This window comes from Streptomyces sp. NPDC058198 (assembly GCF_042882605.1).
Lineage (GTDB): Bacteria > Actinomycetota > Actinomycetes > Streptomycetales > Streptomycetaceae > Streptomyces.
The window spans coordinates 68,110-90,222 of record NZ_JBHVVP010000019.1; the positions used below are offsets into that span (position 1 = coordinate 68,110).

Annotated in this window: 19 protein-coding genes; 11 read left to right on the forward strand and 8 right to left on the reverse strand. The window is 71.3% G+C overall.

Annotated elements, in window-relative coordinates; all coding sequences use genetic code 11:
• Positions 1-100 precede the first annotated feature (100 nt).
• The 6 genes from ACFVWW_RS33150 to ACFVWW_RS33175 form a co-directional block, all read right to left on the reverse strand.
• On the reverse strand, positions 101-2,383 hold the full coding sequence (locus ACFVWW_RS33150; RefSeq protein ID WP_386878002.1) for an ROK family protein: 2,283 nt from the start codon (positions 2,381-2,383) through the stop codon (positions 101-103).
• The gene (locus ACFVWW_RS33155; protein WP_386878003.1) at positions 2,376-5,621 is read right to left on the reverse strand and encodes an alpha-mannosidase; all 3,246 of its coding nucleotides are present in this window, start codon (positions 5,619-5,621) and stop codon (positions 2,376-2,378) included. The genes ACFVWW_RS33150 and ACFVWW_RS33155 overlap by 8 nt, the downstream gene beginning before the upstream one ends.
• A 255-nt stretch (positions 5,622-5,876) precedes the next feature.
• Positions 5,877-6,956: a Gfo/Idh/MocA family protein gene (locus ACFVWW_RS33160; RefSeq protein WP_386878004.1), complete on the reverse strand. Its 1,080-nt coding sequence runs from the start codon at positions 6,954-6,956 to the stop codon at positions 5,877-5,879.
• The gene (locus ACFVWW_RS33165; RefSeq protein ID WP_386878005.1) at positions 6,941-7,540 is read right to left on the reverse strand and encodes a ThuA domain-containing protein; all 600 of its coding nucleotides are present in this window, start codon (positions 7,538-7,540) and stop codon (positions 6,941-6,943) included. Before ACFVWW_RS33165 ends, ACFVWW_RS33160 begins: the two co-directional genes overlap by 16 nt.
• 56 nt (positions 7,541-7,596) lie before the next feature.
• Positions 7,597-8,883, reverse strand: a complete 1,287-nt coding sequence (locus tag ACFVWW_RS33170) for an enolase C-terminal domain-like protein (protein ID WP_384192606.1) — start codon at positions 8,881-8,883, stop codon at positions 7,597-7,599.
• 104 nt (positions 8,884-8,987) lie between these two features.
• Complete coding sequence (locus ACFVWW_RS33175) at positions 8,988-9,773, reverse strand: IclR family transcriptional regulator (protein WP_384192609.1); 786 nt, start codon at positions 9,771-9,773, stop codon at positions 8,988-8,990.
• 157 nt (positions 9,774-9,930) lie between these two features.
• Between ACFVWW_RS33175 and ACFVWW_RS33180 the strand changes: the two genes are divergently transcribed.
• From ACFVWW_RS33180 to ACFVWW_RS33200, 5 genes are all read left to right on the forward strand, one after another.
• Positions 9,931-11,319 (forward strand): ABC transporter substrate-binding protein, encoded by a 1,389-nt coding sequence (locus ACFVWW_RS33180; protein WP_384192612.1) that lies wholly within the window; start codon positions 9,931-9,933, stop codon positions 11,317-11,319.
• Positions 11,316-12,323: a carbohydrate ABC transporter permease gene (locus tag ACFVWW_RS33185; RefSeq protein WP_384192615.1), complete on the forward strand. Its 1,008-nt coding sequence runs from the start codon at positions 11,316-11,318 to the stop codon at positions 12,321-12,323. Before ACFVWW_RS33180 ends, ACFVWW_RS33185 begins: the two co-directional genes overlap by 4 nt.
• Positions 12,324-12,339: 16 nt before the next feature.
• Positions 12,340-13,218 carry a carbohydrate ABC transporter permease gene (locus ACFVWW_RS33190; protein ID WP_384192618.1) on the forward strand — a complete coding sequence of 293 codons (879 nt, stop codon included), beginning with the start codon at positions 12,340-12,342 and terminating at the stop codon, positions 13,216-13,218.
• Entirely contained in the window at positions 13,218-14,078 is an 861-nt protein-coding gene (locus ACFVWW_RS33195; RefSeq protein WP_384330412.1) for an NAD-dependent epimerase/dehydratase family protein, read from the forward strand. Before ACFVWW_RS33190 ends, ACFVWW_RS33195 begins: the two co-directional genes overlap by 1 nt.
• 154 nt (positions 14,079-14,232) lie before the next feature.
• Complete coding sequence (locus ACFVWW_RS33200; protein WP_384192623.1) at positions 14,233-14,781, forward strand: GNAT family N-acetyltransferase; 549 nt, start codon at positions 14,233-14,235, stop codon at positions 14,779-14,781.
• Positions 14,782-14,856: 75 nt separating this feature from the next.
• Here the strand turns inward: ACFVWW_RS33200 and ACFVWW_RS33205 are convergent, their stop codons facing one another.
• Positions 14,857-15,507, reverse strand: a complete 651-nt coding sequence (locus ACFVWW_RS33205; protein WP_384192625.1) for a glycerophosphodiester phosphodiesterase — start codon at positions 15,505-15,507, stop codon at positions 14,857-14,859.
• A gap of 327 nt (positions 15,508-15,834) precedes the next feature.
• Between ACFVWW_RS33205 and ACFVWW_RS33210 the strand changes: the two genes are divergently transcribed.
• From ACFVWW_RS33210 to ACFVWW_RS33225, 4 genes are all read left to right on the forward strand, one after another.
• Complete coding sequence (locus tag ACFVWW_RS33210) at positions 15,835-17,232, forward strand: DUF6421 family protein (RefSeq protein ID WP_384330417.1); 1,398 nt, start codon at positions 15,835-15,837, stop codon at positions 17,230-17,232.
• A gap of 26 nt (positions 17,233-17,258) precedes the next feature.
• Positions 17,259-18,020 (forward strand): SDR family NAD(P)-dependent oxidoreductase, encoded by a 762-nt coding sequence (locus tag ACFVWW_RS33215; RefSeq protein ID WP_386878006.1) that lies wholly within the window; start codon positions 17,259-17,261, stop codon positions 18,018-18,020.
• Positions 17,999-19,093, forward strand: a complete 1,095-nt coding sequence (locus tag ACFVWW_RS33220) for a threonine aldolase family protein (protein WP_384192632.1) — start codon at positions 17,999-18,001, stop codon at positions 19,091-19,093. Before ACFVWW_RS33215 ends, ACFVWW_RS33220 begins: the two co-directional genes overlap by 22 nt.
• 143 nt (positions 19,094-19,236) lie before the next feature.
• On the forward strand, positions 19,237-19,929 hold the full coding sequence (locus tag ACFVWW_RS33225) for a B3/4 domain-containing protein (RefSeq protein ID WP_386878007.1): 693 nt from the start codon (positions 19,237-19,239) through the stop codon (positions 19,927-19,929).
• Positions 19,930-19,975: 46 nt separating this feature from the next.
• Here the strand turns inward: ACFVWW_RS33225 and ACFVWW_RS33230 are convergent, their stop codons facing one another.
• The gene (locus ACFVWW_RS33230) at positions 19,976-20,704 is read right to left on the reverse strand and encodes a lysophospholipid acyltransferase family protein (protein ID WP_384192636.1); all 729 of its coding nucleotides are present in this window, start codon (positions 20,702-20,704) and stop codon (positions 19,976-19,978) included.
• A gap of 292 nt (positions 20,705-20,996) precedes the next feature.
• On the opposite strand from ACFVWW_RS33230, the gene ACFVWW_RS33235 reads away from it, so the two are divergent.
• Both ACFVWW_RS33235 and ACFVWW_RS33240 read left to right on the forward strand, forming a co-directional pair.
• Positions 20,997-21,347 carry a TlpA family protein disulfide reductase gene (locus ACFVWW_RS33235; protein ID WP_384192638.1) on the forward strand — a complete coding sequence of 117 codons (351 nt, stop codon included), beginning with the start codon at positions 20,997-20,999 and terminating at the stop codon, positions 21,345-21,347.
• Positions 21,348-21,516: 169 nt separating this feature from the next.
• On the forward strand, positions 21,517-22,023 hold the full coding sequence (locus ACFVWW_RS33240) for a flavin reductase family protein (protein ID WP_384192639.1): 507 nt from the start codon (positions 21,517-21,519) through the stop codon (positions 22,021-22,023).
• Positions 22,024-22,113 lie beyond the last annotated feature (90 nt).

Consider the following 22,113-nt stretch of genomic DNA (forward strand, 5'->3'; position numbering starts at 1 on the left):
ACGACGCACCGCACGCGGGCCGCCGGGACGACACACCCGGCGGCCCGTTCGGATTCGCCGGTACGGATCCGCTCGGGCGGTTTCGTACAGGCGGTTCCGCTCAGTCCGCCGGCAGATGCCGGGCGCGCCCCTCCCGCCCCCGCAGCCGCGGGGCGAACGTCGCGTGGAAGATGGTCGACGCGGCCCCCACCGCGGCCGCCTCCGCGCTCAGCACGGACGGTTCGACCTCGACCCGCCGCAGCCGTCTGGCCGTCGGGAACTCGTTGACCGTACGGGCGATCTCGTCCAGATAGAAGTCGGCGACGTCCTCGGTGAAGAACGGGCCGCCGAGAACGATCAGATCGATGTCCAGCAGATCGACCAGCCCCAGCGCCCCCCGCCCCACCGCCTGGGCGACCTCGCGCACGGCCGCGGCCGCCGCCGGATCGCCCGCCGCCGCGGCCTCACCCACCGCCAGATAGGCGGCGGTGCTCCCCGACGCGGTCGGTACGGGACGCATCCCGCCCCGTACCGCGAGACCGGGCACGGACACCGGCGGATTGCACTCGGGCATCATCTCCGGCCGGCCGTCCTTGTCCACGCGCCCCAGCGCGATGGCGCACAGCTGCCCGAACTCCCCGGCGTTGGCACTGATCCCGCGGTAGATGTCGCCATTGAGATAGAGCCCGGTACCGACGCCCGTACCGAGATAGAGATACGCGAAGTCCCTCGCCCTGCGGTCCCGCCCGATCCACCGCTCCCCGGCGGCAGCCGCGGTGGAGTCCTTCTCCATGAGGACGGGACACGGGAAGTGGTCCTTGAGCAGATAGAGCAGCGGAAGATCGCCCCAGGCCGACATCAGCGGCGGTCCGAGCACCGTGCCCGACGCGATGTCCACCGGGCCGGGCACGGCGACACCGATACCGAGGAAGCCCTCCTCCCGCACCGCCCCGCGCGCCTCGGCGAGGGTCTCCCGGCCCAGCGCGGCCACCCGTTCCACGAATTCCGCGGGATCGATGTCGGCGGTGACGGGCCGGGTACGGGTGCAGACGATGGCCCCGTCCAGGTCGATGACGACCGCGGTCAGCACCTCCGGATCGATATGGATGCCGAGCGCGTGCGCGGCCGTACCGCACAGCCGTACCGGAGTGCGGGGCTTGCCCGACGTGGCGCGGCGCTGCGCGTCCTCGATGAGGATGCCCCGGTCCAGCAGGGAGCGGGCGATCCGGGACACCGACTGCTGGGTGAGACCGGTGCGGTGCGCGATCTCGCCCCGGGTGATGGTGCCCGAGAGCCGTACTGTCTCGATGACCACACACTCGTTGAACGAGCCCAGATCGATCTGATTGACCCCGCTCCACGACTGGCTCTGTGCCGGGCTGTCCGCCGAGCGGTCGGCCCCCAGATGCCCGGCGACGTTCTCGCGAAGCCAGCGCACCGCGGTGCACGGGCTGTCGGCGCGCGCCGTCGCGTACCGCTCCAGCTCGGCGGCCAGATCGAGATAGACGCGGCGCGAGGACTCCGGATGGCTGGTGCTGTCGAGCGCGATCATGGCCCGCAGGAAGGTGCGCCAGGTGGACCGCGCCGGGATGTGATGGCGTGTCACCGGCCCGTCGGACGCGGCGGGCTGACCGGACGTGCCGGTGGCGCCCGTCGCGTCCGTGACGCCCGTGGTGGTGCCCGTCGTGTCCCAGAGCGTGATCGCGTGCAGCCCGAGGTCCGGGTGGCTGCGGCCCGCCACGGCCAGATAGTCGGCCAGCCCGCGCGCCGAGGTGCCGTCGTCGGTCACCCGCGCCGGCGCCGCCGTCAGCGCGGCCTCCAGCGCCCGGTCGAGTCCGGCGAGCACATCGGTACCGATCACCGTCCCGGCGGCGGCCGACGGAGCCGGCCCCTGCCGGGTTCCGGCGAGGAGTACGGCGCGCAGCGGGTCCACGTACAGACCCATCACCCACACATCGGCGCCGGGCAGCGGCGGTCTGGTCGGTACGGAAGGAGCTGGCGCCTCGTCCGGTGTCAGCCGCCAGCGCCGCCGGATCCCGGCGACCGTGGCGTGCGAGAGCCCCAGTTCCCTGGCGACCGCGCGGGAGGCGCCGCTGCCGCCGGGCGCCAGCAGCGTACGGGTGACGACCTCCGCCTCGTCCACGGTGGCCGGCCTGCCGGTGCGCGGACGGTGTTCCAGACCGTCGATGCCCGCGCTCGTCCAGCGCTGCCGCCAGCTCCCGACGGTCTGCCGGGACACCCCCAGGCGGCGGGAGATCTCGGCGTCGCGCAGCCCGTCGGCGGCGAGCAGCACGACGCTCGCGCGCGTCGCGAGCGGGCCGCCGTCCTCGGCCCAGCGGCGAAGGACGGCCCGGTGCTCCGGGGGCAGAGAGCCCGGGCCGTCGTCAAGGCGGGCTTCAGGCACCGGTGCCTCCCGCTCGGTGCCCGCCCGGAGGGAGGTCCGCCGCAGGCGGCGCCCCGCGGACCAGTCGCAGGGTGAGGATCTGGAAGGGCCGCAGCGTCAGCGCGACCGAGCCGTCCTGGTGCGGATGGACGGCGAGCGTCTCCTCCAGGAGGTCCGTCTCGCACACCGCCGCGAGCGGGAAGGCGGCGGTGAGCGCTGTACGCGCCCGGCCGCCGCGCGACTCGTAGAGCCGTACGACCACATCGCCCGAGCGGTCGTCGGCGAGCTTCACCGCCTCCACGATCACATCGGGATGGTCCACGGAGAGCAGCGCGGGCACGGCGGGGCCCGCAGGCCCGGGGCGCAGCGGCAGATTGAGGGCGTACCCCTCCGCGACGGCGTCGCCGACACCGGCCCCCGGCCGCAGCGAGTGCCGGAAGCGCTGGGGCCCGCGATCGGCGTGCGGGTCCGGGCTGTGCGCCGATCGCAGCAGTGAGAGCCGCACGGTGGTGGTGGTCCCGGCGTCCTCGCGGGTGTGGCGCGACACGTCGTAGCCGTAGGTGGAGTCACTGGCCAGGGCCACGCCCCAGCCGTGTTCGCCGACATGGATCCAGCGGTGCGCCCAGATCTCGAAACGGGCCGCGTCCCAGCTGGTGTTCTCGTGCGTGGGGCGCTCGACATGTCCGAACTGGATCTCGCCCCGGCTGTGTTCGGCGTGCACGTCCAGCGGCCAGGCGGCCTTGAGGATGGTGTCCTGCTCGCGCCAGTCGACAGCGGTGTCGATGGTCAGGGCGCGGCTTCCCGCGGTCAGGGACAGCTCCTGCTCGATCGTGGACCGGCCGGTGCTCCGTACCACCCGTACGGATGCCAGCAGCGGTCCGCTCTCGGCCACTTCGACGCGGTGCGCCCGGTCGAGGTCGCGACAGGTGCCGCGGTACTGGGCGTCCAGGTTCCGGGCGCTCCACCGCGCCGGGTCGTCGCGGTGCAGCTGGAGCAGATTGCCCGCGGCGCCCGGCGCGATGGCCTCCCGGCCGGTGGTCAGGTCCAGCGCGGAGCGTACGAGCCCGTCGGCGTCGATCAGGATCCGCAGCAGCCCGTTGTCCAGCACATGCCCACCGCCGGCCGCGGCGCCGAGGGTCACCGGCGCGACCCCGGCCGGCTCGCGCCCTGCCGGACCCCGGCCGAGTGCGGGAGCCTCGGCCAGCACGGCGGTCCGCCCGTCGGAGAGCGGCTGGCCGCCGGCCACCGGACCGGCCCCGTCGAGCACGACCACCTCGCGGCGCGGCAGGGGACCGGCGTTGTAGAAGGACACGCCGGCGGCGGAGCCGGACTCCGGCGTCCCGACCGCGCGCCGGATCAGATGATCGAGACGGCGGTGGATCTCGCGGTACGTCTGCTCGGCCTCCTGGTGCGCCCAGGCGATCGACGCGCCCGGCAGGATGTCGTGGGACTGGTGCAGCAGGACCTTCTTCCACAGCGCTTCGAGCTCGTCGTACGGATAGGGGACGCCGTCCCGCACCGCGGCGGTCGTCGACCACAACTCGGCCTCGCGCAGCAGCGATTCGCTGCGGCGGTTGCCGCGCTTGGTGCGCGCCTGGCTGGTGTACGTACCGCGGTGGCTCTCCGGATACAGCTCGCCGCGCCACACCGGCGCGTCCGGATACTCGTCGATGGCGTCCCGGAAGAAGTGCGCGGGATGCTGGATCCGGACCCGTGGGGAGCCTTCGAGGTCGGCCAGCCGCCGGGCGCGCTCCAGCATCTCGCGGGTGGGTCCGCCGCCCTCGGCGTGGCCGAAGGGCATCAGCGAGCGGGTGCCGCCGCCTTTGTCCGCGTACGTCGCGACCGCCTCGGACAGTTCGCCGCCGGTCAGGGCGGAGCCGGCGGTGCCGACAGGCGGGAAGTGGCTGAAAATACGGCTGCCGTCGACGCCCTCCCACCAGAAGGTGTGGTGCGGCATGGCGTTGGTGTCGTTCCGCGCGAACGTCTGGGCGAGGAACCAGTGGGCCCCGGCGAGCGTGGCCAACTGCGGGAAGGCGGCGCTCATTCCGGAAGAGCCCGGCAGCCACACGCCGTCCGTGTCGGTGCCCAGTTCCTCGCGGAAGAAGCGCCGGCCGTACACGAACTGCCTGGCCAGCGCCTCGCCCCCGGGCAGATTGCCGTCGGGCTCCACCCACATGCCGCCGACCGGCGTCCAGTTGCCGTCGGCGACGGCCTTGCGCACCCGCTCGAAGACATGCGGATGGTGGTCCTTCATCCAGGCGTACTGCTGGGCGGAGGAGGCGGCGAAGGTCAGCTCCGGATACTCCTCGGCCAGCGCGGTCATGGTGCTGAAAGTGCGGGCGGTCTTCCGTACGGTCTCCCGCATCGGCCAGAGCCGGGCGGAGTCCGGATGCGCGTGGCCGACGGCCGCCACGGTGTGCGCGGACTCGTGCGCGCGGCGGGCCAGCACGGGGGAGAGGATCTCGCGGGCCCGCGCGGCGGTCCCGGCGACGTCGCGCAGGTCGACGGAGTCGACGGCCTGTTCCAGAGCGCGCAGGATCTCGTACCGGCGTGGCTGTTCCGCCGGGAGCGCGTGCATGAGTCCGGCCAGCACATCGATGTCGTGGATGAGCTGCCAGATGTCCTCGTCGCGGACCGCGAGATCGGCGCGGAGCAGCCGGTAGAGCGGCTCGTCGCCGACGGTGACCGGGTCGCCGTAGTGGGTGCCGGCGCCGGAGCGCGCGTCGATCGACGGGTTGGCGGCGGCCTCGATGAGCAGCAGGACCGGCTCACCGCCGCTCGCCGGGGCCGCGACGGTCACGGACCGGTGGTGCGGGTGCAGCCCTTGCAGGGGAGCGCCGTGCGTGTCGTGGACGAGTCCCTCGGCGTGGCCGCCGGAGCCGCTGTGCCGGCCGGGGCCCGACTCGAAGCCGCCCTCGGGACCGAAGCCGCCTTCGGGACCGAAGCCGCCTTCGGGACCGAAGCCGCTCTCGGGACCGAAGCCGAGGTCGAAGACCGCCTCCACCCGCTTGCCGGCCCACCGCTCCGGGACGGCGCCGCGGACCTGAAACCACGTGGTGGACCAGGGGCGGCCCCAGGCATCGCCGACCACGAACGGCGTGTAGTCGGCGCGCAGGGCCACCGCGACGGGGACCGGCTCACCCGGGATGTGCCAGGCACCGACCTCCATGGGAAGCCGCCCGGTATACAGCGCGGGACGCAAACGGGCGGCGAGGAAATGGGCTATCCGCGCCTCTCCTGACTTCCTGCGGTCATGCATGGGCGGCCCTTCCTGTCCAGCCAGTAACCGCCATGTAAAACCAAGAGTGTTATCAAGTCAACGTCTTTCGCAATTCCTCCTTCTTCCTGGTGGTGAAGGCAGGATGAGGAATTGTCAGGGCAATAAATTTCCGAAAAGTGAAGCGGCCGGAAAGTAAGTGAATTGACGCGAAGGGCGTACGGCGACGGCAGGGACACCGCCGTGTCCCTGCCGTCCGGCCGGAAATCTCCCTGCTGACCTGCTGTGAAGACCCTGCTAAATGTTCACCGGCGCAGGCCGGGTACAGCTGCTCGCGACCGGGAGCGAGACGCCCTCCCCGGCCGAGTCGAGCAGCGTCAGCATGATGTCGAGGACATGGCGCGCGAGGTCCGCCGACGTCCGGTGCGGGCGGCCGGCGGCGAGCGCCGCCGCCAGATCGGCGAGTCCCGTGCCGCGCCCCGCCCCGATATATCCGGCCGACACCGGAAGGGCCTCCCACTCCGCGCCGGCCCGGTGCAGTGCGACCCGGCCGTCGAAGCCGTTGGGGTCGGGGACCGAGAGGGATCCCCCGGTGCCGTGCACCTCGATGCGCGGCAGCCGGGCGGCATGGATGTCGAAGCTCATCACCAGCGTGGTGAGCGCGCCGCTCGCGTGCCGCAGGATGCCGGTGACATGGGTGTCCACCTCGACCGCGAACCGCTCACCGGCCCGTGGCCCGCTGCCGATCTCCCGCTCGGCGCGGGGCCGGGAGGCCGCGCCGGTGACCGTGACGACCGGCCCCAGCAGATGGACGAGCGCCGAGAGGTAGTAGGGGCCCATGTCGAGCAGTGGCCCGCCGCCCGGCCGGTAGTAGAACTCCGGGTCCGGGTGCCACCGTTCGTGTCCCGCCGTGGTCATGAAGGCCGTCGCGGCGACGGGGGTACCGATCAGCCCGTCGTCGACCGCCTTGCGCGCCGTCTGGATGCCGGTGCCGAGGACGGTGTCGGGCGCGCAGCCGATCCGCAGCCCGGCCGCCTCGGCCGCGGCCAGCAGCGTGTCCGCCTCCTCGCGGGTGGCGGTGAGCGGCTTCTCCCCGTAGACGTGCTTGCCCGCGGCGAGCGCCGCCCGGGCCACTTCGGCGTGGACCGCCGGGATCGTCAGATTCAGTACGGCGTCGACGTCGGGGCGGACCACCAGATCGGCCACCGAGCCGGCCACCTCCACCCCCGGCGCCCGGGCGGCGACGGCCTTGGCGCGGCTCGGGTCGAGATCCGTAACGGCCGTGAGCGTGACGTTCTCCAGCCGCTCCAGCGTGTCCAGATAGGCGCCGCTGATCTTGCCCGCGCCGACCATGCCGATCCTCAGCGGCTCGCCCACAGCAGTCCCCTCTCGGTGAGCGTCCGGACCTCGGGCACATCGAAGTCGTCCGGCTTGTGGCCGATGGCGGAGACGAAGACCCGCCCGGCTCCCCAGCTCCTGGTCCATACGGCGGGCATGGTGACCGGCCGCGACCGGTTCTCGTCCGCCTCGAACTCCGTCACCGCGAGGACGTCGATCAGCGGGTCCGTGGCCATCCAGTACTTCTCCGTATGGACGCGGAAGTCGGTGAGACCGGCGATCACCGGATGGTCCGCGCGCTCCTTGACCAGCGTGACCCCGTGGTCGGAGAAACCGGGCGGGTGCATGAGGAACTGGCCGCCGGTGAGCAGCTGGTAGCCGACATCGCCGCGGAAGGAGTCCACGATCCCGCCGTGCCAGCCGGCCAGCCCGGTGCCGGCCCGGACGGCCGCGGCGAGCCCCGTGCTCTGCTCCTTGGTGATCTCGCCCATGCTCCAGCACTGGACCACCAGATCGGTGGCGGCGAGCAGGGTGGCGTCGGTGTAGACGTCCAGCGTGCCGGAGATCCGGATGTCGTAGCCCTGCTCACGCAGGAAGGGCAGGAAGAGATCCGTGATCGTCACGGGCTGGTGTCCCTCCCAGCCGCCACGGACGACAAGAGCCCTTCGGGCATCGGATGTCACGGTCGTTGCACACTCCCATCGGTGTTGCGCAGCAGGGCCCAGCGGTCGTGCTCCAGCGGCTCGGGCACGGGGTGGCGGCGGGCGGCGGCTTCGTCGAAGTCGACACCGTGGCCGGGTGTCTCATGGGGGGCGAGGCCCCCGTCGCGGGCCGTGATCGTGCCGGGGAACACCTCGGCGACCGGGGACGCGAAGACCGCCGCCTCCTGGACGCCGAAGGCGTGGCTGCTGATGTCCAGGGCGAGGGTGGCGGCCTGGGCGACGGGGCTGACGTCGGCGGGCCCGTGCGGGGCGAGCCGTACGCCGCGCAGCTCGCAGAAGGCCGCCAGCTTGCGGGCCGGGGTGAGACCGCCCAGGGTCGGGATCCTGATCCGGGCGAAGTCGATGGCGGGTCCTTCGAGCAGCGGCAGGAACTGGCCCACATCGCTGAAGAGTTCACCGACGGCGAGCGGGACGGAGGAGCCCGCGCGCAGCGCCGCGAAGTGCGACGCGTCCTCCGGGGCGAGCAGATCCTCCACGAAGTACAACCCGGCTCCCTCCACCCGGCGCAGGAAGTCGCGTGCCTGGCGCGGGTCGAGCCGCTCGTGCACATCGTGCAGCAGCTCCACCTCGTCGCCGACACGCTCCCGTACCTCGGTGAGGATGCCCGGAACGCTCCGTACATACGCGGCGGAGTCCCACGGCACCGACCGGCCCCGCAGCGCGCGGGCGTCGGCCGCGCCCGCCGCCTTCGTGCCGTACGTGTCGGAGCCGGGGACCGCCGCCTGGATCCGGACATGCCGGTAGCCGCGCTCCCTGGCGGCGGCCACCTTGTCCGCGATCTCCGCCGCGTCGGCCCCGTCGACATGGGTGTAGGCGTCGGCGCGGGTACGGACCCGTCCGCCGAACAGGGAGTACAGCGGGGCGCCGAGCCGCTTGGCCTTCAGGTCCCACAGTGCGACGTCGATGCCGCCCAGGGCGTTCCCGGTGAGGGAACCGCCCCGCCAGTAGGCGCTGTTGAGCAGCAGCCGGTGGATGTCCTCGATGTCGTCGGGATCGCGTCCCACGAGCAGCGGCGCCAGATAGTCGTCGAGTACGGATCGCACGGCGAGGGTGCGCTGCGGATCGCTCGCACACCCCAGGCCGTACAGCCCCGGTTCATTGGTCTCGACCCGGACGATGAGATGGGGACAGCCGTGCGGGGCTGTCAGGAACGTGCGTACGGCCGTGATGCGGATCGTGGCGCCGCGTTCCTCGACCCAGGGAGCGGGGGCGAGGATCTCGGAGCGGGCATCAGGCTGAGCCATGCGAACTCCAGCGTACAGATAGCAGAATGGTGTACTGCTATCCGAACGTAGGGAGGGGCAGTTTGATTTGTCAATGACTCTACCAAATAAGGGCGCGAACGGCCTCAGTGCTGACCGAGCCGTTTGAGGAGAGTCCGCAGCGAGTGGGCGGCCTCCGTGACCGCCCCGGCGACCTCCTGCGCGCGGGCGTCGTCCATCCGGCTCTTGGGCGCCGAGCAGCTGATCGCGTCGCCGCCGCCATGGCCGGTGCCGAGCGCCACGGCCACACACCGGATGTCCGGCGAGTTCTCCCCGTCGTCCATCGCCCAGCCGCGCAGCCGCGCCTCCGACAGCTGGCGCAGCAGCTCGTCCGGGTCGGTGACGGTGTCGGGTGTGAGCCGCTCCAGCGGCCAGTTGAGCCGCATCCGCACCTCGGCCGCGTCGTACTGGGAGAGCATCGCCTTGCCCAGCGCGGTGGCGTGCGCGGGGAGCCTGCGGCCGACCGCCGAGTACATCCGCAGGGCATGCCGCGACTCACGTTTGGCCAGGTAGACGACGTCCGTTCCGTCGAGCCTGCCCAGATGGACCGACTCGCCCGTCTCCTCGGCGAGGGCGTCGAGCACCGGCCCCGCGAGGCTCGCGACATCGTCGCCCTCCAGATAGGCCGTACCCGTCAACAGGGCTTTGAGGCCGAGGCTGTAGCGGGTGCCCGACGGATCGAGATCCACCCAGCGGCGCGCCTCCATCGTGCGGAGGATCGCGTGCAGGCTGCTCTTGGGCACGGCCATCGCGCCGGCCATCTCGGCGAGCGAGAGCCGGGCGCCCTCCGCGCCGAGCAGCTCGAGTACTTCCAGCACCCGAGCGGCGGACTTGACCTCTTCGGGCCTGCGCCCGCGCGCTGCTGCTGCCACCGATTCCACGGAACCTCCGCTTCCCGCACCGGCGCCCCTCGGCGATCCGGTCAGCACGAATCTCGACGTGCGTCTTGACGCTATATCACCACGCTCATAAGTTCAGTCACTCCAACGTCATTCGGCCTTCTGAACGGTTGATCCTTAGGTAGGGGCCATGCGCATACCTTTTTCGCGGAATGTCCGGCGCGCGGCGGTGGCCGCGGCCACCGCGCTCTCACTCACCACCCTCGCCGCCTGCGGCGGCTCTTCCGGCTCCGGCGGTGACGCCACGTCGCTGGAGATGTGGACCTTCAAGCAGACCCATGTCGGCGCGCTGCGCAACGCGGCGGCCGAGTTCAAGAAACAGACCGGTATCTCCGTCAAGATCGAGGCTTATACGCCCGACGACGCGTACACCACCAAGGTGCAGAGCGCGGCGAAGACCGGTGACCTGCCGGATGTGCTCGAAGTGCACTCCGACGGCGAGGACCGCGTCTTCGGCGCGGCGGGGCTCGTGTCCGACCTCAGCGGTGACTTCAAGGGCGCGTGGTCCGACCGCGTCCAGCAGCCCGTACAGCAGTCGGGCCTCGTCACCGACCAGCGGTTCAAGGACGCGCAGCCCGACACCGCCAAGGACCACGGCATCGAGAAGGGCGCCCGCTACAGCGTGCCGCTCACCGTGGGCACCTTCGGCATCGTCTACGCCAACAAGAAGATGCTGGCCGAGGCGGGCATCACCGAGCCGCCGGCCGACTGGGCGGAGTTCGTGGCCGCGCTGAAGGCGACCACCGCCAAGAACCCCAGGACCGGCGGCCTCGCCCTCGGTCTCAAGGTCCAGTCCACCGGCCTGAACTGGGTGCTCCAGCCGCTGGCCTTCAGCCAGCTCGGTCAGCAGGGGTACGAGAACCTCTTCGGCAAGGACAAGAACGCCGACTTCGCCTCGCCCGACGGGATCAAGGTCCTCAGCCTGTACGACCAGCTCACGCCGTACTGGATGCCCGGCACCCAGACCCTCACCATCGACCAGGCGGACCAGGCCTTCGCGCAGGGCAAGTCGGCCTTCAACGTCGGCGGCACCTTCACCCTCGCCTTCCTCCAGCAGAACGGGATGAACCCCGACGACCTGTTCGCGTTCGGGCTGCCCTCCCCGAAGGACGGCGCCGTCCCGGACCGCGCGCTCGGCCCGCTCGCGCTGACCGGCCTCAGCCTCACCGCGACCAGCGGGCAGCCGGACAACGCCAAGAAGTGGATGGAGTTCCTGTCCCGGCAGAAGGTCGCCGCGACGTTCGCCAAGGACGCCTCCGACGTCCCGGCCACCGAACTCGGCGCGGACTCCGTTACCGTCCTCGGCCCGACGCTCACCGCCATGGTCGACAGCTTCAAGGGCACCCCGGCGAACACGTACGACCCGAGCCGCGGCAACGAGTTCCGCGCGCCGGGCTACGAGCAGGACGACGCGGGCGCGATCCTCGCCGACCTCACCCCGCTCAAGCAGCAGTCCGTCGAGGAGACGGCCCAGAAGCTCCGCGAGCTCAACGCCTCCTACTGGGCGGCGGTGCAGTGACAACCGCTCCCCGACAGACCGCGCCGGGGGCGGCCGGGGACGGTGGCGAGAAACGCCGCCGCCCGGCCGGGGCCCCCGGCGCGGCCGCACCGGCACCGCGCCGGAGCGCGCGGTCGTACGAAACGCTCACCGGGTACCTGTTCGTCGGCCCCGCCGTGGTCCTGTTCTGCGTCATGGGCCTGTACACCGTCGGCTACGGCTTCGCGCTCAGCTTCGCCACCTGGAACGGCTTCTCCCCGAACTGGAAGTGGGTCGGCCTCGACAACTACGCCGACCTGCTGTGGCGCAGCCCCGTCTACGCGCCCCGGGTGCGGCACGCGGCGCTCAACACCCTCTGGGTCATGATCGCCGCGCCGGCCCTGACCGTCGCGGTCTCCTTTCCGCTGGCCGTGCTCCTCAACCGGGTCAAGCGGTTCCGGTCGGTGCTGCGCTCGGTGTACTTCCTGCCGTACGTGACCAGCGGGGTCGCGGTCTTCTTCGCCTGGCAGTACATCCTCCAGCCGGACGGCGCCGTCAACCTCCTGCTCGACGGCCTGGGGCTCGGCTCCCTCCAGCAGCCACAGGGCTGGCTCGGCAATCCGTCCACCGCCCTGCCCACCATGATCGTGGTGACGGTGTGGGGGCAGGTCCCGGTCGCGATGCTGCTGTATCTGACGGGCCTGCAAGGCATCGACCGGAGCGTGCTGGAGGCCGCGGAGCTGGACGGCGCCGGCTGGTGGCGTACCAACGCCTCGGTGGTGTGGCCGCTGGTGCGGCCCATCACCGCTGTCGTCGTGCTGCTCAATCTGCGCGAGTCGCTCCAGGGCTTCCAGACCTTCCTGGTGATGACCAACGGCGGCCCGGGCGACCACACCAATGTGCTGGGCCTGGAGGCGTACCGCCTCGCGTTCCTCAAGAATCTCTCGCCCACCCTGGGGCTCGCCAGTGCGCTCGGCTGGATCCTGTTCGCCGCCGCCCTGGTCCTCGCCCTGATCAATCTGCGGGCACTGCGGAGCAAGACATGACATCGCGGAGCACACCATGACCTCGCTTTCCCTCCCGGCCCGCCCCGGCCCGCCCGACGAGCGCGGGGCCCGCACCCGCCGGGTCGTCGCCCGCTCCGTCGTCGGCGTGCTGCTCGGGCTGTACGGCCTCGTCAGCGTCTATCCGTTCCTGTGGATGGTGTCGGCCGCCTTCAAGGACCAGATCGAGGTCGTACGCGGCGGGAATCTGATCCCGCGGAACCCGACGTTCGACACCCTGGTCGACACCTGGAACACGCTGCACTTCTTCGACTTCTTCCTGAACAGCCTGCTGGTCACGCTCTACACCGTGGTGCTGACGCTGGTGATCTACGCGGCGGCCGGCTATGCCTTCGCCGTCCTGCGCTTTCCCGGCCGCGGGGCGCTGCAGAAGCTGTTCGTCTCGCTGCTGTTCGTGCCCGGCATCACGGTGATGTTGCCGATCGTGCTGCTGGAGAACAAGATGGGCATCCTCGGCTCGCACTTCGGTCTTGTCCTGCCCTTCGTCAACGGTGGTGCCCCGTTGTCCGTCCTGCTGATGACTGGCGCCTTCATGGCCGTACCGGACGAGCTGCGCGACTCCGCGCGCGTCGACGGGGCGAGCGAACTGCGGATCTTCGCCGCCGTCTATCTGCCGCTGGCCAGACCCGCGCTGATCACGGTGGGGCTGCTGACGGCGATCCCGACCTGGAACGAGTTCCTGCTCACCCGGGTCTCGCTCAACGACCCGTCCACGTACACCCTGCCGCTGGGTCTGCAGACGCTCTCCGCCGAGAACGTGCCGCACTACAACAATCTGATGGCGGGCGCGCTCATCGTGGTCATCCCGGTGATCCTGCTCTTCCTCAGCCTCCAGAGGTACTTCGTCAACGGACTGGTCGGGGCGGTGAAGGGCTGATGCGTGTGCTGGTCACCGGCGCCGCCGGTCATATCGGAGGGTTCGTGCTCGACGACCTCCTGGCCCATGGCCACCAGGTCGTCGCCACCGACCTCGTCCCCGTCGACGACCCCCGCGTCGAGTCCGTCCACACGGGCGATCTCCAGGACCCGGAACTGGTGCGCAAGGCCATGGACGGAGCCGAGGCGGTCGTCCATCTGGGCGCCATCCCGCACCCCAACATGGACGACGCCAGCGCCCTGTTCGCCACCAACTGCCTGACCGCGCACCGGGTGCTGGACCAGGCGGGCCGCAACGGCGTCCGCCGGGTGGTCGCCGCCTCCAGCCTGTCCGCCGTCGGGCTCGCCTGGTCGCCGGTGCCGCAGTCGCCGCGGTACGTCCCCCTGGACGAGGAACATCCGATCCTCGTCCAGGACCCCTACGGGCTCTCGAAGATCGTCCTGGAGGAGACCGCCCGCGCCACCCACCGGCGCTACGGGACCGACATCGTCTGTATGCGGTTCCCCTTCACCGGAACGGGCGAACGGCTGGCGCTCCAGCTCGACGCCGTACGGTCCGATCCCGCGGCCCACCGGATGGATCTGTGGGGCTGGCTGGACACCCGGGACGCCGCCGAGGCGATCCGGTGCGCGCTGGAGACGGAGCCGCGCGGCTGCCATGTGGTCAATGTCGCCGCCTCCGACACCTCCTCGCCGCTGCCGACGGCCGCGCTGATGGCGGAGCACCACCCCGGCGTGCCCGCCTTCGCCGAACTCGCCGGCCACAGCTCGCTGTTCGACACCAGCGCCTGCGCCGGACTGCTCGGTTTCGTCCCCCGGCACGGCTGGCGGGCCGGTACGTCCCGGTCCGTACGTCGCTGATCCGCGTACGGCACCGGCCCGGCGGCCGTCGAGCGCCGCGGGCGGTGGTCAGCCGGAGGTCCCGGCTCCGGTGGCCACCGCCCGGGTTCCGCGACGGGTCTCCGCGTTAGGCTGCGGGCGTCCCACCGCAGCCCGGATCAGGAGAACCCGCACCATGGACACTGCCTCGCGCTCCGCCGCCGAACTCACCTACCGGGACGCCACGGCAGCCGACGCCGACGCGCTCGTCGCCCTCATCGAGTCGGCCTACCGCGGGGACAGCAGCCGTACCGGCTGGACCACGGAGGCGGACATCCTGGAGGGGCAGCGGACCGACCCGCAGGGCGTGCTCGACGTGATCGAGGCGCCCGGCAGCCGGCTGCTGGTCGTCGAGCGGGACGGCGGGCTGATCGCCTGCTGCCAGATCGAACACCGCGGCGAGGCCGCCTACTTCGGCATGTTCGCCGTGCGGCCGGGACTGCAGGGGGCGGGTCTCGGCCGGGTGATCATCGCCGCGGCGGAGCGCATCGCGTGCGAGACCTGGGGGGTCCGCCAGATGCAGATGACCGTGATAACGGCGCGCGAGGAACTCATCGCCTGGTACGAGCGGCGCGGCTACCGCCGTACGGGAAAGCTCTTCCCCTTCCCGTACGGCGACGAGCGCTTCGGCCTGCCGCAGCGCGACGACCTGAAGTTCGAGCTGCTGGTCAAGCCGCTGGTCTAGGTCCTGGCGCAGCCGCTGGCCCAGCCGCCGGTCCAGCCGCTGGTCCGGCTCTGGTCCTGTCAGGGGCGCCGGGGCTCAGGCGGTGAACCGGCCGGTGCGCCGGATCTCCGGGAAGTCGGTGGTCACCGCGTCCAGCTGGAACGCCCGGGCCAGCCGCAGCTGATCCTGGGTGTTCACCACCCAGCCGATGATCCCCAGCCCCTCGGCGTGCGCCCGCTCGACGACCTCCAGGGTCAGTCTGCGGATGTTCAGGGCCAGCGAGCCGGCGCCCACCGCCATGGCCCGGTCCACCACATCCGCGCCCCAGCGGCTGGCGATCAGCACCGTGCGGACGCCCGGCACCAGCGCGGCGATCTCGGCGACCGCCTCGTCGTGGAACGACGACACCTCGACGCGGCCGGCGAGCCCGCGCCGGTGCATCACCTCGGCCAGCGCGCGGGCCGCCGCCACGTCCTTGATCTCGGCCTGGACCGGCGACCGTACGGCGTCCAGGACCTCCTCGAAGACCGGCACCCGCTCGCCGTCGCCCGCGTCGAGTTCCCGCAGCTCGGCGAGGGTCTGCTCGGCGATGGGGCCCGTCCCGTCGGTCGTACGGTCCACCGCGGTGTCGTGCATCACGACGAGCGCGCCGTCCTTGCTCAGATGCAGGTCCAGTTCGATGGCGTCCATGCCGGCCTGCTCGGCGCGCAGAAAGGAGCGCAGGGTGTTTTCCGGCTCGACACCCATCACTCCACGATGACCGATGGTCTGGAAACTCAAGGCGATCTCGCTTCCGTCGACGGCGACTCCCGCGCGGAAGCCTAGTAGCGGGTCTCCCTCTTGAGACCCCGACGTGCGCGCGGCGGCCGCGGCGCGGCGCACGGGGGAGCGGCGGTGTGGACCACCGGGGCTTCCGGTGGCGCGGGGGATATCGGTGTACCACCCCCGTACCGCAGGAGAATCAGCGGTGACCATGGGGGTCCGACAGGATAATTTGCCCCTCCTCCGGTTGTATGGGAGAACGGAAGCCCTATACGGTGTCTTAACGCGAAGTTCTCCTGTGGAGGAAGTGACATGACGGAAATTCTTGCGCAGGAAACCGCCGCCCCCGGCATATCCGGTGCCGCCCGGGTAATCGAGCACCCGGCCTGGCCGGAGCTCAAGAATGCCGTCGAGGAGATCCGGCCCTGGCAGTCCAAGGACGGCTCGATCGACTTCGACGCCGAGGGCGCCCCGTCCCGCGCCGTCGCCGAGGCCGCGCTCGACCGTGTGATCGCCGCCGTCGGCCGGCTCGCCCCGCTCCTCCCGCACGACGCCGCCTACCACACGGCGCTCGTCGCGGACCTCCACAAGTGGGCCGACGGCGCCTTCGGCGTCCCGGACTTCCTGGACTCGCTGCTCGCCTTCCAGCCCGCGGCCGACCGGGTGGACGGCCTCCAGCATCTCGCCGTCTTCCCCATGTACACGCAGAACGGCAACCCGGACCGCAATCTCGAAGCGGTCGTGCTGCGCATGGTCTGGCCCGAGTGGCTCGCGGAGCTGGAGCGCACGCGCTACGACAACCCCCTCTTCTGCGGCATCACCTTCGAGGGCTTCACCGCCGGCTACGACACCAACTCCGCGGTGTTCTTCCCGGAGACCATCGCCGTGCGCGAGGCCCCCGAGCGGTTCAGCTGGGGCGGCATCTTCTGCGACCGCGAGGCCGCCCGCTTCCGCCGGGTCACCGACGCCGCCGTCCGCACCCTCGGGATCGAACTCCCCGACGACATCCGCGAGATGGTCGCCGACCAGGACCGCTGCCAGCAGGCCTTCGTGCTCTGGGACATGGTCCACGACCGCACCCACAGCCATGGCGACCTGCCCTTCGACCCGTTCATGATCAAGCAGCGCCAGCCGTTCTGGATGTACGGCCTCGAGGAGCTGCGCTGCGACCTCACCGCGTTCCGTGAGGCCGTACGGCTGGAGGCGGACGGCGTCGCGCAGGGCCGTGACGTCCAGTACGCCGTGCTGTTCGACCGGATGTTCCGTTTCCCGGTCACCGGTGAGCGCGTGCGCAACTACGACGGCCTCGGCGGCCAGCTGCTCTTCGCCTACCTCCACCGGCACGACGTGGTGCGCTGGACCGACAACACCCTGCGCATCGACTGGGAGCGGGCCCCCGGGGTCACCAACCAGCTCTGCGAGGAGATCGAGGGCCTCTACCGGGCCGGGATCGACCGCCCCAAGCTGGTCCACTGGTTCGCCGCGTACGACCTGGTCTCGGCCTATCTCGCGCCGCACCCCGGCTCCCGCTGGGCCAAGGGCCCCGACGCCCTGGACCTCACGAAGCCGCCTCGTAAACTGGTCGACGACGTGCTTCCCGACGAGTTTCCGCTCAGCATGTTCTATGAGGCGCTCGCCAAGAAGCTCAAGGACGTGATCGCCTCCACCAAGGGGATCACCGCGCAGGACACCGAGCGAGCGGCCGCGTGAGCCCTCGGGAGCGGGAGACGACGGCCATGAACGGGAACAGCGACAGGAACGGCGCGCTGGACGGCGCCGTCGTCGCGGTGGCGGGAGCGGCGGGCCCGGCGGGCCGGGCCACCCTGCTGCGGCTGGCCGAGGCCGGTGCGACGGTCGTCGCGGCGGACGCGGATGTCGCGCGCCTCGCGCAGGCCGTCGACGCGGCCCGGTACGCGCACGGCGGAGCCACGGTCACCGGCGACACCGTCGATCTGCTCGATCCCGCCGCCACGCGCGCGTGGGCGGACAAGACCGAGAAGGAGTTCGGCCGGATCGACGGACTGGTCCATCTCGTGGGCGGCTGGCGCGGCAGCGCCGGCTTCGCCGAGACCGACCTGGCGGACTGGGATCTGCTGGAGAAGCTCCTGATCCGTACCGTCCAGCACACCAGCCTCGCCTTCCACGACGGACTGCTGCGCAGCGACCGCGGCCGCTTCGTGCTGGTCAGCGCGGCCGGTGCGGCGAAGCCCACCGCGGGCAACGCCGCCTACTCCGCCGCCAAGGCCGCCGCCGAGGCCTGGACCCTGGCGCTCGGCGACGCCTTCCGCAAGGCGGGGGGCGAGGAAGGCCCCGGAGCCGCGGCTGCGATCCTGGTGATCAAAGCACTGGTGCACGACGCGATGCGCGCCGAGCGCCCGAACGCGAAGTTCGCGGGCTTCACGGACGTCACGGATCTGGCCGAGGCCATCGCCGGGATCTGGGAGCGGCCCGCCCGGGAAGTGAATGGAAAGCGCCTGTGGCTGACGCCCGAGCCGTGAGGTCCCGTACGACGGACGCCCGCCGGCACCACGATCCCGAGGTGCGCGGCTTCGCCAGCGACAACTACGCGGGAGCCCACCCCGAGATCCTCGCCGCGCTCGCCCTCGCCAACGGCGGTCATCAGATCTCCTACGGCGAGGACGACTACACCGGTCACCTCCAGCGGATCATGCACAGCCACTTCGGTCCGACGGCGGAGGCCTTCCCGGTCTTCAACGGCACCGGCGCCAACGTCGTCGCGCTCCAGGCGCTCACCGACCGCTGGGGGGCGGTCATCTGCGCCGAGTCCGCGCACATCAACGTGGACGAGTGCGGCGCCCCCGAGCGGGTCGGCGGGCTCAAGCTGCTGACCGTACCGACGCCCGACGGCAAGCTCACCCCCGAGCTGATCGACCGGCAGGCGTACGGCTGGGACGACGAGCACCGGGCCATGCCGCAGGTCGTGTCGATCACCCAGAACACCGAGCTGGGCACGGTCTACACACCCGGCGAGATCCGGGACATCTGCCGGCACGCCCACGAACGGGGCATGAAGGTCCATCTCGACGGGGCCCGGATAGCCAACGCCGCCGCGTCGCTGGACGTCCCGATGCGGACGTTCACCAACACCGTCGGCGTGGATGTCCTCTCCTACGGCGGCACGAAGAACGGCATGCTCTTCGGCGAGTCGGTCGTCGTCCTCAACCCGGACGCCGTGCGGGCGATGAAGCATCTGCGCAAGCTGTCCATGCAGCTGGCGTCCAAGATGCGCTTCGTATCGGTCCAGCTGGAGGCGCTGCTCGCGGGCGATCTGTGGCTGCGCAACGCCCGGCACAGCAACGCGATGGCCCAGCGGCTCGCGGAGGGCGTGCGCGCGGTGGACGGGGTGGAGATCCTGTACCCCGTCCAGGCCAACGCCGTTTTCGCCCGGCTGCCGCACGACGTGAGCGAGCGACTGCAGGAGCGCTTCCGGTTCTACTTCTGGGACGAGAAGGCCGGGGACGTCCGCTGGATGTGCTCCTTCGACACGACCGAGGACGATGTCGACGCCTTCGTGCTGGCGCTCAAGGAAGAGATGGCCGCACAGCCGTAGGCACGGGACGCCGTCCACATACGGAGAGCCGACCGGAAGCACTGCCTTCCGGTCGGCTCTCCGTATGTGCCAAGTACACTGAGGTGGACCATCCGGTACTGTGCGGTGCACCGCATCCGGCCGTCCCGAAGACAAGGCAGACGATGACCCTGACGCTCACCGTGTCGGACGAGGTACGCACCCTCGTGCCCGGCTTCACCCATCTCGCGGTCGAGGCCCGCGGTCTGGTGAACGGCCCCAGCAATGCCGACAGTTCCGCCCTGCTGGACGACGCGGCACGCCGGCTCGCCGCCCGGCTGGACGGACGCGCTCCGCACGAGGACCCGCACATGGCCGCCTGGCGCGCGGCCTACACCGCCTTCGGCGCCAAGCCGTCCCGTACCCGCAACTCCGCGGAGGCCCTCGCCAAGCGCGCCCTGACCGACGCCGGGCTGCCCCGGATCAATCGGCTCGTCGACCTCTACAACGCCATCAGCGTCGCCCATCTGATCCCGGTCGGCGGTGAGGACACCGACCACATCACGGGCGGTATGCGGCTCGTACGGGCCACGGGCGAGGAGCCGTTCCCGACGGTCGCCGGCGGCGAGGCGGCCGTGGAACACCCCGAGCCCGGCGAGGTCGTCTGGTGCGACGACGAGGGCGTCACCTGCCGGCGCTGGAACTGGCGTCAGGGCGTCCGTACCCGGCTCACCGAGGAGTCGGTGAACGCTGTCTTCCTGCTGGAGAGCCTCACGCCCATGACACGCGGCGAGCTCGACACCGCGGGCGCCGAACTCGCCGAGTCACTGGAGAAGCTCAGCCCCGGGGCCCGGATCACCGTCCGCGCCGCGGAGTGAGACCGCTGTCCCGCCGCGGGCCGGATCCGGCCCGCGGAGAGACGTTTCAGCCGGCCTCCGCCGCGCGGGCCTCGGCCGGGGTCGGCGCAGTCCCGCCGAGATGCGCGGGCACCCACCAGGTGTCGTGCGCGTCCCTGGGGCGTACCGGATAGGCGCGCTGCGCCGCCTCCAGCAGCTCCTGCACCCGGTCGCGCAGCCGCCGGGTGATCGCGCCCGCGTACTGGTCCGCGGGCGCCTCCAGCTGCTCGCCGACCCGGATCGTCACCGGGATGTGGCTGCGCTTGAAGTTGCGCGGACGGCCCTTGGTCCAGACGCGCTGGGTACCCCACAGCGCCATCGGGATCAGCGGTACGCCGGCCTCCTGCGCCAGCCGCGCCGCCCCCGACTTGAAGCTCTTGAGCGTGAACGACGGGGAGATGGTCGCCTCGGGGAAGACCCCGATGATCTCACCGGAGCGCAGCGAGTCCAGCGCGTGGGCGTACGCCTGCTCGCCCTGCTTGCGGTCCACCGGGATGTGCTTCATGCCGCGCATGAGCGGACCGGAGACCTTGTGCCGGAAGACCGACTCCTTCGCCATGAAGCGCACCAGGCGCTTCTGGGGGAGGGCGGAGAGTCCCGTGAAGATGAAGTCCAGATAGCTGATGTGGTTACTGACGAGCACGGCACCACCGGTACGCGGGATGTGCTCGGAACCCTGCGTGTCGATCTTCAGGTCCAGCGCCTTGAACATCGTGCGGGCGGCGCCGATGACCGGCCGATAGACGAGCTCTGCCATCTGGTGAGGACCCTTCTGTTCCGGGGAGGGTTCTCCCGGCGGAAGTTACGCAGCCGTAGGTTTTCGGCATTGGGCCGATGGTGCCCCATACGCGGCCCCGTGGCCAGTCCTGTTCTGCGCGTACAGCGAGATTCTTGTCACGTCGGCGCAACACGGCCGTCGTCCGCCGGACCAGCGGATACGGAAGGCGGCGGCCGGCGCGCCGCCGTGGCCGCGAGACCCGGCCACGGCGACCCCGGAATATTGTGCGGTTGTGTGAACGCTGCACCCAGCGACGAAGGCGACAGGGCCGGTGGTGTGCGACGGGAGGCCGACGGTGCGCGGGCAGGACAGGGAGAGACGGCTCGGCGCGGCCGAGCTGGGGACCGAACTGGGGGAGCGGGCCACGCTCGTGCAGTTCTCCAGCGCGTTCTGCGGGCCCTGCCGGGCGACCCGGCGCACCCTCGCCGGGGTGGCGGACATGGTCGACGGTGTCTCCCATGTGGAGCTGGACGCCGAGGACCGGCTCGAACTGGTGCGGGAGCTGGGCATCCTCAAGACACCCACGGTGCTGGTGCTGGACGCCGCCGGCCGCATCGTGCGCAGGGCCGCCGGGCAGCCCCGCACGGTGGATGTGATCGCCGCGCTCGGCGAGGCGGTGTGACAGGTGTACTTGACTGAGCCCGCCACGCGTCGTCACCCTGACCAAGTGCCTCAAGAACTCCTTCTCTTCGGGCGGGCCGACGTCGACCTGGCCCGCAACGCGAGCGCGCGCTGTCCGGACGGCTGAGCAGTCACGGCCCCGTTCGTACCCCTCGCAGAAGGACAACTCGATGACGGCAACGCCCGGTCTCGGTACTCCCCAGCTGGCCTCTCCCGATCTGTTCCGCTCCGTGTTCCGGCAGCACGCGGCAGGCGTCGCGGTCATCACGGCCCAGGGCGAGCGCCCGGTCGGATTCACCGCCACCTCGCTCAACTCGGTCGCCGCCGAGCCCCCGTTGGTCTCCTTCGGCGTGGGCACCTCGTCCTCCAGCTGGCCGGTCCTCGCCGAGGCCGGTCATATCGGCGTACACATACTCGGCGAGCACCAGCGGGAGCTGGCCGCCACCTTCGCCCGCAGCGGCGCCGACCGGTTCGCGCCGCCCACCGCCTGGCGGACCGGGCCGGAGGATGTGCCGGTACTCGACGGCGTACTGGCCTGGCTCGTCTGCCGCGTCGTCGCCCGTGTCCCGGCCGGCGACCACCGCATCGTGATCGCCCAGGCCGTCGTCGGTGACCCCGCGGGAGCCGGCCGTCCGCTGCTCTACCACCAGGGCCGCTTCAACGCGCTGCGCGACTAAGGGCTGTCCCGTAATCCGTGGCGGGCGCACGACGACAGCTACGGCACCTCGCTGCGTTGTCGGAACGCCCGAATACATCCAGTATGCGGA